At 59.0% G+C, this 12,168-nt stretch carries 11 protein-coding genes, 4 tRNA genes and 2 pseudogenes; 12 read left to right on the forward strand and 5 right to left on the reverse strand.

What is annotated here, in order from left to right; genetic code table 11:
- Positions 1-36: 36 nt before the first annotated feature.
- The 9 genes and pseudogenes from rluD to AB4N43_RS21280 all read left to right on the forward strand — a co-directional run.
- Entirely contained in the window at positions 37-999 is a 963-nt protein-coding gene (rluD, locus tag AB4N43_RS21240; RefSeq protein WP_007942311.1) for a 23S rRNA pseudouridine(1911/1915/1917) synthase RluD, read from the forward strand.
- The gene (pgeF, locus tag AB4N43_RS21245) at positions 996-1,748 is read left to right on the forward strand and encodes a peptidoglycan editing factor PgeF (protein ID WP_460151917.1); all 753 of its coding nucleotides are present in this window, start codon (positions 996-998) and stop codon (positions 1,746-1,748) included. The genes rluD and pgeF overlap by 4 nt, the downstream gene beginning before the upstream one ends.
- A 264-nt stretch (positions 1,749-2,012) precedes the next feature.
- Complete coding sequence (gene clpB / locus AB4N43_RS21250; protein WP_027924179.1) at positions 2,013-4,577, forward strand: ATP-dependent chaperone ClpB; 2,565 nt, start codon at positions 2,013-2,015, stop codon at positions 4,575-4,577.
- A gap of 299 nt (positions 4,578-4,876) precedes the next feature.
- A tRNA-Asn gene (locus AB4N43_RS21255) sits at positions 4,877-4,952 on the forward strand.
- A gap of 9 nt (positions 4,953-4,961) precedes the next feature.
- Positions 4,962-5,038, forward strand: a tRNA-Pro gene (locus tag AB4N43_RS21260).
- Positions 5,039-5,043: 5 nt separating this feature from the next.
- A tRNA-Lys gene (locus AB4N43_RS21265) sits at positions 5,044-5,119 on the forward strand.
- Between the two features lie 96 nt (positions 5,120-5,215).
- A tRNA-Pro gene (locus tag AB4N43_RS21270) sits at positions 5,216-5,292 on the forward strand.
- Positions 5,293-5,463: 171 nt separating this feature from the next.
- A pseudogene (locus AB4N43_RS21275) lies at positions 5,464-6,186 on the forward strand (MCP four helix bundle domain-containing protein); the annotation flags it as partial.
- A 303-nt stretch (positions 6,187-6,489) separates the two neighbouring features.
- Positions 6,490-7,089: pseudogene (locus AB4N43_RS21280) on the forward strand (methyl-accepting chemotaxis protein); the annotation flags it as partial.
- Between the two features lie 62 nt (positions 7,090-7,151).
- On the opposite strand, the gene AB4N43_RS21285 reads toward AB4N43_RS21280, so the two are convergent.
- The 5 genes from AB4N43_RS21285 to AB4N43_RS21305 all read right to left on the reverse strand — a co-directional run bounded on the left by AB4N43_RS21285 (position 7,152) and on the right by AB4N43_RS21305 (position 10,603).
- Positions 7,152-7,550 (reverse strand): HvfA family oxazolone/thioamide-modified RiPP metallophore, encoded by a 399-nt coding sequence (locus AB4N43_RS21285; RefSeq protein WP_027924177.1) that lies wholly within the window; start codon positions 7,548-7,550, stop codon positions 7,152-7,154.
- 319 nt (positions 7,551-7,869) lie between these two features.
- Positions 7,870-9,168, reverse strand: a complete 1,299-nt coding sequence (locus AB4N43_RS21290; RefSeq protein WP_460151918.1) for an NAD(P)/FAD-dependent oxidoreductase — start codon at positions 9,166-9,168, stop codon at positions 7,870-7,872.
- A gap of 60 nt (positions 9,169-9,228) precedes the next feature.
- The gene (locus tag AB4N43_RS21295; RefSeq protein ID WP_032833555.1) at positions 9,229-9,402 is read right to left on the reverse strand and encodes a DUF3094 domain-containing protein; all 174 of its coding nucleotides are present in this window, start codon (positions 9,400-9,402) and stop codon (positions 9,229-9,231) included.
- Between the two features lie 50 nt (positions 9,403-9,452).
- Positions 9,453-9,980 carry an MOSC domain-containing protein gene (locus AB4N43_RS21300; protein ID WP_460151919.1) on the reverse strand — a complete coding sequence of 176 codons (528 nt, stop codon included), beginning with the start codon at positions 9,978-9,980 and terminating at the stop codon, positions 9,453-9,455.
- The gene (locus tag AB4N43_RS21305; protein WP_027924174.1) at positions 9,977-10,603 is read right to left on the reverse strand and encodes a DUF1780 domain-containing protein; all 627 of its coding nucleotides are present in this window, start codon (positions 10,601-10,603) and stop codon (positions 9,977-9,979) included. The genes AB4N43_RS21300 and AB4N43_RS21305 overlap by 4 nt, the downstream gene beginning before the upstream one ends.
- 128 nt (positions 10,604-10,731) lie before the next feature.
- On the opposite strand from AB4N43_RS21305, the gene AB4N43_RS21310 reads away from it, so the two are divergent.
- The 3 genes from AB4N43_RS21310 (at position 10,732) to AB4N43_RS21320 (ending at position 12,164) form a co-directional block, all read left to right on the forward strand.
- On the forward strand, positions 10,732-11,199 hold the full coding sequence (locus tag AB4N43_RS21310) for a hypothetical protein (protein WP_027924173.1): 468 nt from the start codon (positions 10,732-10,734) through the stop codon (positions 11,197-11,199).
- Positions 11,196-11,885 carry an energy-coupling factor ABC transporter permease gene (locus AB4N43_RS21315; RefSeq protein ID WP_027924172.1) on the forward strand — a complete coding sequence of 230 codons (690 nt, stop codon included), beginning with the start codon at positions 11,196-11,198 and terminating at the stop codon, positions 11,883-11,885. The genes AB4N43_RS21310 and AB4N43_RS21315 overlap by 4 nt, the downstream gene beginning before the upstream one ends.
- 63 nt (positions 11,886-11,948) lie before the next feature.
- Positions 11,949-12,164, forward strand: coding sequence for a hypothetical protein (locus tag AB4N43_RS21320; protein ID WP_027924171.1), 216 nt, complete (start codon positions 11,949-11,951; stop codon positions 12,162-12,164).
- Positions 12,165-12,168: the final 4 nt, after the last annotated feature.

Raw genomic sequence — 12,168 nt, forward strand, 5'->3', positions numbered from 1 at the left:
CCGAAACCAAAGGCTGTGCCGACGCCTAGTCTGAGCATGTCCGATAAAATTGAACTTCGCGCAGAGGTGCCGTCCGAATTGGGCGGCCAACGCCTCGATCAAGTCGCCGCACAATTATTCGCTGAGCACTCGCGCTCGCGCCTTTCCGCCTGGATCAAAGACGGCCGCCTGACTGTGGATGGGGCGGTTATCCGCCCGCGAGACATCGTTCACGGTGGCGCCATTCTTGAACTGACCGCCGAGCAGGAAGCTCAGGGCGAATGGATCGCTCAAGACATCGAACTGGACATCGTCTATGAAGACGATGACATCCTGGTGATCAACAAACCTGCGGGTCTGGTGGTGCATCCGGCTGCCGGCCACGCTGATGGCACCTTGCTCAACGCCTTGCTGCACCACGTGCCGGACATTATCAATGTGCCCCGCGCCGGTATCGTGCATCGCCTGGACAAGGACACCACCGGTCTGATGGTGGTGGCCAAGACCATTCAGGCGCAGACACAGCTTGTCACGCAATTGCAGAGCCGCAGCGTAAGCCGGATCTACGAATGCATCGTGATCGGCGTGGTGACGGCAGGCGGCAAGATCAATGCGCCAATCGGTCGTCACGGCCAGCAACGTCAGCGCATGGCGGTCATGGAAGGCGGCAAGCAAGCCGTCAGCCACTATCGCGTGCTCGAGCGTTTCCGCTCCCACACTCACGTGCGGGTGAAGCTGGAAACCGGTCGTACCCACCAGATTCGTGTGCACATGGCCCACATCAACTACCCGTTGGTCGGAGACCCTGCCTACGGCGGTCGCTTCCGTATCCCGCCGGCAGCCAGTGTGACCATGGTCGAATCGTTGAAGGCGTTCCCGCGCCAGGCCCTGCATGCGCGGTTCCTGGAACTGGATCACCCGACCACCGGTAAACGTATGAGCTGGGAATCGCCGCTGCCGGACGATTTCGTCTGGTTGCTGACCCTGCTCAAGCAAGACCGTGAGGCGTTCATCGGATGAGTGACTGGCTGATTCCCGACTGGCCTGCGCCTGCCGGGGTGAAAGCCTGCGTGACCACCCGTGCGGGCGGCGTCAGTCTGGCGCCGTTCGACAGCCTCAACCTCGGCGATCACGTCGACGACAGCCCCGAAGCTGTGGCCGAAAATCGCCGGCGTCTCACCGATCATTTCTCTATTCAACCGGCCTGGCTGCAACAGGTTCACGGCATTGCCGTGGCCCACGCGGACCCAGGCCAGGTCGTCACTGCTGACGCCAGTTGGACAGCCACGCCCGGTATTGCCTGCGCTTCAATGACCGCTGACTGTCTGCCGGTGCTGTTTTGCAACCGTGCCGGCACTCGCGTTGCGGCGGCCCATGCCGGTTGGCGTGGATTGGCGGCGGGTGTGCTGGAAGCAACGCTCGACAGCCTGGACGTGCCGCCCGTTGACGTATTGGTCTGGCTCGGCCCGGCCATTGGCCCCAAAGCCTTTGAAGTCGGCCCGGAAGTGCGCGAAACCTTCGTCGAGCAATTGCCGGCAGCCGCCAAAGCCTTTGTGCCGAGTGCCAATGCTGGCAAGTTCATGGCCGATATCTACGAACTGGCGCGTTTGCGTCTGGCGGCCCGTGGTGTCACCGCTGTTTACGGTGGCGGTTTTTGCACCGTGACCGATCCGCGCTTCTTTTCTTACCGCCGCAGTCCTCAAACGGGCCGCTTTGCCTCCCTTATCTGGCTTGAAGTGCCCTGTCTCACGAATACTGTTCCTTTTTGACGGTGTCTGTTGCCGTCATGCTGCGTTGCCGCCCCTCGCCATAGCGGGCTATGACTCGTCGCGGCGCCTTGCCTGACGACAACAGCCACTCGTCAAAAGCGAAACGTATTCGTGAGACAGGGCACAAACGCTAGACTTCTCTGATCTGCATCAACTGATCGACGCTTGAAACTCCCAGAATCGACCGCATCTATAACGGTATCTGGCAGGTTTCTTCATTCAGGATGTTTTATAGGTCCGGCCTGCTCAAAAGGAAGGTGACCCATGCGCATAGATCGATTAACCAGCAAATTGCAGTTAGCACTCTCCGACGCCCAATCCTTGGCCGTCGGCCTCGACCATCCCGGCATCGAGCCGGCGCACTTGATGCAGGCCATGCTCGAACAGCAGGGCGGCTCGATCAAACCCCTGCTGATGCAGGTCGGTTTCGACGTCAACAGCCTGCGTAAAGAGCTGACCAAAGAGCTCGACCAGCTGCCGAAAATCCAGAACCCGACCGGCGACGTGAACATGTCGCAGGATCTGGCGCGCCTGCTTAATCAGGCTGATCGCCTGGCCCAGCAGAAGGGCGACCAGTTCATCTCCAGCGAACTCGTGCTGCTCGCCGCCATGGACGAGAACAGCAAGCTCGGCAAGTTGTTGCTGGGGCAGGGCGTGAGCAAGAAAGCCCTGGAAAACGCGATCAATAACCTGCGTGGCGGCGAAGCGGTCAACGATGCCAACCACGAGGAATCGCGCCAGGCGCTGGATAAATACACCGTCGACCTGACTAAGCGCGCCGAAGAAGGCAAGCTCGATCCGGTCATCGGCCGTGACGACGAAATTCGCCGGACCATTCAGGTCCTGCAACGCCGTACCAAAAACAACCCGGTGCTGATCGGTGAGCCTGGTGTGGGTAAAACCGCCATTGCCGAGGGTCTGGCCCAGCGCATCATCAACGGCGAAGTGCCGGACGGCCTGAAAGGCAAACGTCTGCTGTCCCTCGACATGGGGGCGCTGATCGCCGGTGCCAAGTATCGCGGTGAGTTTGAAGAGCGCCTGAAATCGCTGCTCAACGAGTTGTCGAAGCAGGAAGGGCAGATCATTCTGTTCATCGACGAACTGCACACCATGGTCGGCGCCGGTAAAGGCGAAGGCTCGATGGATGCGGGCAATATGCTCAAGCCTGCGCTGGCGCGCGGCGAGCTGCATTGCGTCGGCGCGACCACGCTTAATGAGTACCGCCAATATATAGAGAAGGACGCAGCCCTCGAGCGGCGCTTCCAGAAAGTGTTGGTGGATGAGCCGAGTGAAGAGGACACCATCGCGATACTGCGTGGCCTCAAAGAACGCTATGAGGTTCACCACAAGGTGGCGATCACCGACGGCGCCATCATTGCAGCGGCCAAGCTCAGCCATCGCTATATCACTGACCGTCAGTTGCCGGACAAGGCCATCGACCTGATCGACGAAGCGGCCAGCCGCATCCGCATGGAGATCGACTCCAAGCCGGAAGTGCTCGACCGTCTGGAGCGTCGCCTGATTCAGTTGAAGGTGGAATCCCAGGCACTGAAGAAAGAAAGCGATGAAGCGGCGATCAAACGCCTGGAAAAACTCCAGGAAGAAATCGTCCGCCTCGAGCGTGAGTACTCGGACCTCGAAGAAATCTGGAATTCGGAAAAAGCCGAAGTCCAGGGTTCTGCACAGATCCAGCAAAAAATCGAACAGTCCCGTCAGGAACTGGAAGCCGCACGCCGTAAAGGTGACCTGAACCGCATGGCCGAGCTGCAATACGGGGTGATCCCGGACCTGGAGCGCAGCCTGCAAATGGTCGACCAGCACGGTAAAAGCGAGAACCAGTTGTTGCGCAGCAAGGTGACTGAGGAAGAAATCGCTGAAGTCGTGTCGAAGTGGACCGGCATTCCGGTGTCAAAAATGCTCGAAGGCGAGCGCGACAAGCTGATGAAGATGGAAAGCCTGTTGCACCAGCGTGTGATCGGCCAGGACGAAGCAGTCATCGCGGTCTCCAATGCGGTGCGGCGTTCCCGGGCCGGGTTGTCCGACCCGAATCGCCCGAGCGGTTCGTTCATGTTCCTCGGCCCGACCGGTGTCGGTAAAACCGAGCTGTGCAAGGCACTGGCCGAGTTCCTCTTTGATACTGAAGAGGCGATGGTGCGGATCGACATGTCCGAGTTCATGGAGAAACATTCCGTGGCCCGGCTGATTGGTGCGCCACCAGGCTATGTAGGCTATGAAGAGGGCGGTTACCTGACCGAGGCGGTGCGTCGCAAGCCTTACTCGGTGATCCTCCTGGATGAGGTCGAGAAGGCCCACCCGGATGTGTTCAACATCTTGCTGCAAGTGCTGGAAGATGGCCGCTTGACTGACAGCCATGGCCGCACGGTGGATTTCAAGAACACCGTGATCGTCATGACGTCCAACCTGGGCTCGGTACAGATCCAGGAACTGGTCGGTGATCGTGAGGCACAGCGCGCGGCGGTGATGGATGCGATTTCCACCCACTTCCGGCCGGAGTTCATCAACCGGGTCGACGAAGTGGTGATCTTCGAGCCATTGGCGCGGGATCAGATCGCGGGCATTACCGAGATTCAGTTGGGTCGCCTGCGCAGTCGCCTGACCGAGCGTGAACTGAAGCTGGAACTGAGCCCTGAGGCCATGGATAAGCTGATCGCGGTGGGTTACGACCCAGTGTACGGCGCACGTCCGCTCAAACGAGCGATTCAGCGCTGGATCGAGAACCCGCTGGCTCAGTTGATTCTGTCGGGTCGTTTCATGCCCGGCGATACCGCCAAGGGTGTGGTGGAAAACGACGAAATCGTATTCGTCTGACCCATCCAGGCAACAAAACCGACGAGGCCTCGCATTGCGAGGCCTTTTTTTCGCCAGGCTGTTGAACTCTAAGGAAAAGGCTTGTAAAGTGCGCCCCGCAGTCAGTCACCCGCCAGGGTTTCCGCTCCCCAAGCAGGAATCCAAAATAAGTTGCAAATCATTAACTTGAAAGCAATTTAGGGGGTTGACAGAGGTGCTGAAGATTGTAGAATAGCGCGCCTCAGACACACGAACGCAGCGATGCGAACGGGTCGAAGAGAACGCAAAAAGCTTCACCGTTGTAAATTGAAATATGTAGTTCCGTGATAGCTCAGTCGGTAGAGCAAATGACTGTTAATCATTGGGTCCCAGGTTCGAGTCCTGGTCACGGAGCCAATTTCAAACCGGGGTATAGCGCAGTCCGGTAGCGCGCCTGCTTTGGGAGCAGGATGTCAGGAGTTCGAATCCCCTTACCCCGACCATTTTTGGGTCGTTAGCTCAGTTGGTAGAGCAGTTGGCTTTTAACCAATTGGTCGTAGGTTCGAATCCCACACGACCCACCATTTTTGAAACCAGTTAACGCTGGGATCAGATCTTAAGATCAGAGGCCAAAAGCGCTGATCGAAGAAGGCGACTTGTGAAGGTCGCCTTTTTTTTACCGGGGTATAGCGCAGTCCGGTAGCGCGCCTGCTTTGGGAGCAGGATGTCAGGAGTTCGAATCCCCTTACCCCGACCATATTAAAAATCCTCGTATCGAAAGATACGGGGATTTTTTTTGTCTGCCGTTTTTTGTCTGCCGAAAAGGCGATTCCCTTCAAGTCATCGTACAACTTGCCGATAGCGAAGCGACGGGGTTCTGCCGACACACGCCCCTTATCCAGGCCATTACAAGAAAAGGGCGTTCGTTATGTTGCTTCGTCAGTTGAATATTGCTCCTCGGGCGGCCTTGGGGTTTGCCCTGATCGCCGTGTTGGTTGCCTTGCTCGGTGTGTTTGCGCTGGGGCAGATGTCGAGCATTCGCGACAGTGAGGTGGCGGTGGAGAAGCAATGGCTGCCGAGCATTCGCGGTGGCGACGAGATCCGCGAAATCATGCTGCGCATCCGTACCATTTCCCTGCGCATGGCCCTGGATCAGGACCCCAGGAACATTCCTCAATACCGCAGCCAGATGGATACTCGCGACAAGGAGCTCAGCGACAGGATCGCCGCGTACGACAAGTTGGTAAACACGGCCGAAGGCAAGGCGTTATATGACCAGTTCAAAACCACCTTCGCGGCCTACCGTTCCGGTATTGCCCAATCGTTTTCCCTGGCGGAACAAGGTCGTCGTGACGAACTGACCAAATTGCTGCTGATTGACATGAAAACCGTGGTCGATGGCTCCGGTAAACAGCTCAGTGATCTGGCGGACCTGTTCGCCAGGCAAGTCGCCGCCGAAAGCGAGAAATCCGCCGCGCATTACGACACCTCGCGAATGATCGTCAGCCTGTTCATCGCATTGGCGGCACTGGCCACCGTCGGCCTGGCCATGTTGCTGACCCGCAGCATCGTCAAGCCCTTGGGCGAAGCGTTGCAGGCCGCGGAAAATGTAGCTCGTGGCGATCTGACGCGGCCGATCGAAACCCATGGCAACGACGAAGTCAGCCGCTTGCTCAAGGCGCTGGCAACCATGCAGCAGAACCTGCGCGACACCTTGCAAGGCATCAGCGGCTCGGCGGCGCAACTGGCGACGGCGGCGGATGAGTTGAACGCGGTCACCCTCGACAGCACGCAAAACCTGCAACAGCAGAACAACGAGATCGAACAAGCCGCCACGGCCGTCAACGAGATGACCACAGCGGTTGAGGAAGTTGCCCGCAATGCGGTGTCGACGTCCGACGCTACGCGCCAATCCAGCGAATCCGCCCACGCCGGTCAGGAGCGCGTCAGCGAAACGGTCACGGCCATCGGTGCGCTAGCCAGTGATGTGCAAGTGACGGGTGGCCTGGTTCAGTCCCTGGCCAACCAGTCGCAGGACATTGGCAAGGTGCTGGATGTGATTCGCGCGATTGCCGAGCAGACCAATCTGCTGGCGCTCAACGCCGCCATCGAAGCGGCGCGCGCTGGGGAAAGCGGCCGAGGATTTGCAGTGGTGGCCGATGAAGTTCGCGCACTGGCTTATCGCACGCAGCAATCGACCCAGGAAATCGAACAAATGGTTCAGGGGATGCGCAGCGGCTCGACCCAGGCGCTGGATTCGATGCAAGCGAGCTCAACTCGCGCAGCGACGACACTGGCCCTGGCCGAGCGTGCGGGTGAAGCGCTGCAGACCATCACCGACTCGGTTCACCAGATCCATGAGCGCAATCTGGTGATCGCCAGCGCGGCTGAAGAACAGGCCCAAGTGGCGCGAGAAGTGGATCGCAATCTGGTGAATATTCGCGATCTGTCCGTGCGTTCCGCTGCCGGGGCGAATCAGACCAGTGCCTCCAGCCATGAGCTCTCACGCCTGGCCAATTCGTTGAGCACTATGGTGCAACGCTTCCAGGTGTAAATCCGCCCGACGAAAAAAGCCCCGCTTCTCGGTAGAGAAAGCGGGGCGTGGTGCTCAGAGGCTTAGGCGCCGTCTTGGTCTTTCAGGTGCTCGAACAGGCCTTTTGGCATTTTCTTGCCGTTGGCTTCGTAGTTGGCTTTCACGTTATCAAACGCTTCTTGCTCGTCGATGAAGCCATCGTGGTTAGTGTCGATCTTGTCGAAGTTGGATTTCGGCGCGACAGCCTGGAATTCGGCGCGGGAGACCTTGCCGTCGCCATCAGTGTCAGTCTTGGCCATCGACGCATCGCCACACTTGCCTTCGCCACACTTGCCTTCAGGGGTTTTCACCACCTGTTCAGCCGAGGCCAACAGATAGCCTTGAGTCAATGGCTGCGAAGCGAAGACGGAGCCGGTCAACATCATGCCGCCCGCCAGAACAGCGCCAAGCAGACCGATAGTGTTTTTGGTAGTACGGGACATTTCAATTCTCCTGGGTTGCACGACACAACCACTTGATAGAGGGTTGCCACGTAAGTGCGGCGACAACCGAAGCTGGCGGGTTGCCTTGCTCGGGTGTGGCCATTTAGCGGGATGGGTGTATCGCTACTGTGTCGCGCAAGGGGGGAGTTTGTAAGCGAAGGGGCGAAAACGCAGGGGGAGATACAGTGAGACACAGAAGTGTTTGCAGGAGAGACCGAGGCGACTGCATCGCGGGCACGCCACGCTCCCACAGGAGGATGCAGATCAACTGTGGGAGTGTGGCGTGCCCGCGATGAGGCCCTGACGCATGCCGGAAATTTTAGTGCAGTTTGAGTCGCGGCTCAGTCCCGCGCCCGATTTTACTGCCCAGCATCAGCATCGCCGTACGGAACGCCCCATACAGCGCCATCTGGTGCATGCGGTACAGCGACACGTAAAACATCCGCGCCAGCCAGCCTTCCAACATCACGCTGCCCGTCAGGTTGCCCATCAAGTTACCCACAGCCGAAAAACGCGACAGCGAGATCAACGAGCCGTAATCGGTGTACTTGTACTCCGGCAACGCCTTGCCCTCGATCCGCAGCTTCAGCGATTTGGCCAGCAACGACGCCTGCTGATGCGCCGCCTGAGCGCGCGGCGGCACATTGCGATCGGTACCTGGTTGCGGGCAGGCCGCGCAATCGCCGAATGCGAAGATGTTCTCGTCGCGGGTGGTTTGCAGGGTCGGCAGCACTTGCAGCTGGTTGATGCGGTTGGTTTCCAGGCCATCGATGTCCTTGAGGAAGCCCGGCGCACGAATCCCGGCGGCCCAGACTTTCAGGCTCGCGTTGATCACTTTGCCATCGGCGGTGATCAGGCTGTCGGCCGTCACTTCACTGACCGCCGCATTGGTCATGACGTTGACCCCGAGTTTCTCCAGGGTTTTATGCACAGGCCCGCCGATGCGTTCCGGCAGGGCCGGCAATACCCGTGGACCGGCTTCGATCAGGGTGATGTGCATGTTTTCCGGTTTGATCCGGTCCAGACCATACGCCGCCAGTTCATGCGCTGCGTTGTGCAGCTCGGCAGCGAGTTCGACACCGGTGGCCCCGGCGCCGACGATGGCCACGCTGATCTGTTCGACCTTGTCGGTTTGCCCGGCATGGGCACGCAGATAATGGTTGAGCAATTGCTGGTGGAAGCGTTCGGCCTGTTTGCGGGTGTCGAGGAACAGGCAATGCTGCGCCGCGCCCTGGGTGCCGAAATCATTGGTGGTGCTGCCGACCGAGATCACCAGCGAGTCGTAACCCACTTCACGGGCGGGCACCAGTTCCAGGCCGGCTTCGTCGTAAGTGGCGGCCAGCTGGATTTTTTTCTGCGTGCGATCGAGCCCGCTCATGCGCCCCAGCTGGAACTCGAAGTGGTTCCATTTGGCTTGGGCAACATAGTTGAGTTCGTCTTCGGAAGAGTTCAGCGACCCGGCCGCCACTTCGTGCAGCAGCGGTTTCCAGATGTGGGTCAGGTTCGCGTCGACCAGCATCACACGGGCCGTGCCACGCTTGCCCAGAGTCTTACCCAGACGGGTAGCCAACTCCAGACCGCCGGCGCCGCCGCCGACAATAACAATACGATGGGACATGGGGATAACTCGCAAGGCTAAAAGAAATCGGTACGGTTATCCGAGCGAGCGCAAGGCAGCTCATAGCGTCAGGTAACTGATAAATCGGCTCAACAGGCCAAGGCCTATGGTCACTGCCAACACCACCACCAGGAGCATCCACGGCCGGAAAGGCCGGCGCTCGACTTGGTGCTGGGACAAGTGCAGGTACTCTTCGACATGCTTTTGGTCGTCGGGGTTCAGGCGGCTGGTCATAAAGGCCTCGTCAGTAGACGTTGCTGAATGTGTAGAAGCTACAGGCAGATTTAACGCACGTTGAACGGAGCATAGCCGCTGTCCGGGATGGGCTCGACGCTCACCGTGTCGTCCAGTCGAATGATTCCACTTTGTATCACCCGAGCGGTGATTCCGCCATGGCCACGCACGGCCTGAAAGGTCCCGGGGCCGAGGTTGTTTTGCAGACGCGCGCAAGGCTGGCACCAACCGGTGGTTTCGAAAATCGCCTGACCGATCCGGAAGCGCCGGCCCTTGAGACTGAACAGGTTGATACCGCTAATAACGAGGTTGCGCCGCAAATCATCAGGTAAAACCGGTTGATCGTCCGGGCGGCCCATCAGCGAACTGATGACGGCCAAGTGTTCCCATTGAATCAATGTCACCTGCCGCGCGTTACGGATGCCAGGACGGGCTCGATCGCCAGTCAAGCCGGCCTCGAGTCGCGCTTCCACTGCATCCAGTTCGATCATCGGTACGTGAGATTCCGGGCGCACGCCGATCCAGCGGACTCGGCCAGTTTGCGGGACATGTGCGATCAATTCCTGCAATGGGCTCACAGGCTGATTCCGACATCGAAGACGATGCTGCGCCCCAGGTTGCTGCGCAGGAAATCCGGTGCATCCGGGTGCGCGAACAGCACCCGGGCGAATGTCGGGCCGACCAGCGACAACGAACGCCAGCCCTGGCGCAAATATTCGGTGGGCGGCGGAAAATGGCTGTTGAGGTCCAGCACTTCACGCTTGAGGCTGGCGAAGGCGATGATGTCGAGCTCCCCCAGGTCCATGCCGCGTTCTTTGTAGTTGTGCGCTTTTTTGCGCAAGGTCGGCGCCAGTCGCAGCAAAAACTCATTGGCAGGAATGCGCTTAGGCTTGGCTTCGCGGCGCACCAACTGGCTCAGTGAGAACGCGCTGCGCCGACGTTGCAGCTCGTCGCGCCATTCGTCGTTCAGTCGGCGGCCCTCATCGAGTACGAAGAACACTTCGAAATTCGCCTCGCGAAACAACACGTCCGGCGGCTCCCCGGCCGGGGCGAACTCGTCGGCGCGGTAGGAAATGTTCAGGCCTTGCAGCAGGCGCTGGCACACCCAACGCTCACGCTCCCATTTGCGGGCATTGGAAAGGAACGCGTTGGCTTGCTCGGCCGCAATGGTCAGCAGGCGTAAATAATCTGAGTCATCCATAGGCCCAAGCTTAGCGTTCAAATGCGACAAGCAGAAACCGTTTACCGGCATTGGAGATCACTGGGCAGTCAGAATCGGCGGTGTAGACTGATGGCCATCATGCGTAAGCGATAGTACGAGGTGTGAACGTGAAATATTGGCCGGTGTTGCTGCTCAGTTTTCTACCCGTGTGGGCCCAGGCGCTGGAGGTGGGTGAGCGACTGGCGCCCTGGACCCTGCTCGATCAGTTCGATCAGGCCTTCACGCTCGATAATCAGACTCAGACGCTGCTGGTGGCGCGGAGCATGGAAGCCGCCAAACTGGTTGAGGCGGCGTTGCAAGGCCAGCCCAAAGGCTATCTGGAGGCGCGGCACGTTGTATTTCTAGCGGACATCCAACGCATGCCACAGCTGATCGCGAAGATGTTTGCCATTCCGGCCATGCGCGATTATTCCTACAGGGTAATGCTGGACCGTGAGGGGCGCGTAGTGCCGCGTTACCCAGGTGCAGAGGATAAAGTGCTGTGGCTGCAACTCAAGGCAGGCCAATTGGTGGCGCAACACGAATACAGCACGGCCGCGCAGCTGCATGAGGCGCTGGAGAAGGTCCGGCCATGATCGGTGCCGAGCTGCTGTCACCCGAAACGCTGACGGTCGGCTGGCTGATCTATGTGCCCGTGCTGCTCTGGGCGATCTGGCGTGCGCCGTGGGTGGAGTTATTCACCGACAGTCGGCGCCAGCATTTGCTGTTCGGTACGGTGTTCGCGCTGTTTATGCTGTGGCTGGTGCGGCGGGATTTTGATACCGGCGTGTCTTATCACTTCATCGGTATGACGGCCGTCACGTTGTTGCTGGACTGGCCGCTGGCAATCGTCGGTGGCTTGATTGCGCAGTTCGGGCTGGTGCTGCTCGGGCGTCAGGACCTGGTCGCCGTAGGGGTGAACGGGGCGTTGCTGATTTTGCTACCCGTGCTGGTTACTGAGTGCATCGCCATCCTGGTAGAGCGGGCGCAACCGCGAAATCCCTTTGTGTATATCTTCTGTTCGGGTTTTTTTGCCGCCGCGCTGTCGGCATTGTTGTGTCTGCTGCTGGCGCTGGGGGTGCTGTGGTACGACGAAATTTTTGTCATGCCGTATTGGCTCGAAGATTTTGTCGGCTATCTGTGGCTGCTGATTTTTCCGGAAGCGTTCATCAACGGCATGATCGTCAGCGCGTTGGTGGTGTTTTGCCCGGAATGGCTGGAGACGTTCAATCGCACACGCTACCTGTCGGCCCCTTGGAAAGACGACGATCCGAATTCTTGATCCACATCAAATCGGCTAAACGCCGGTGAACTCATGCTCGACAAAATCTTGAGGAGCATCGACATGAGTGTGTACGAATGGGCAAGACAGGAGCTGCGTCAGAGTCTGGATGGGGCGCAGGAGGTGGGTTTTGATCCGGGGTTGAGCCTGCGCGCCTTGCTCAGCGCAGTGGTGCAACAAAGCAAGGCGGTGCGCAGTATCGAGGACCTGGCTGACGAGTTGCGCTTTCTCGCGGAAAACCTCGATGACGACCAGGACTACGGTTTTATGCGGCCCTGAGAAA

Source organism: Pseudomonas sp. S2_B07 (genome assembly GCF_054668435.1).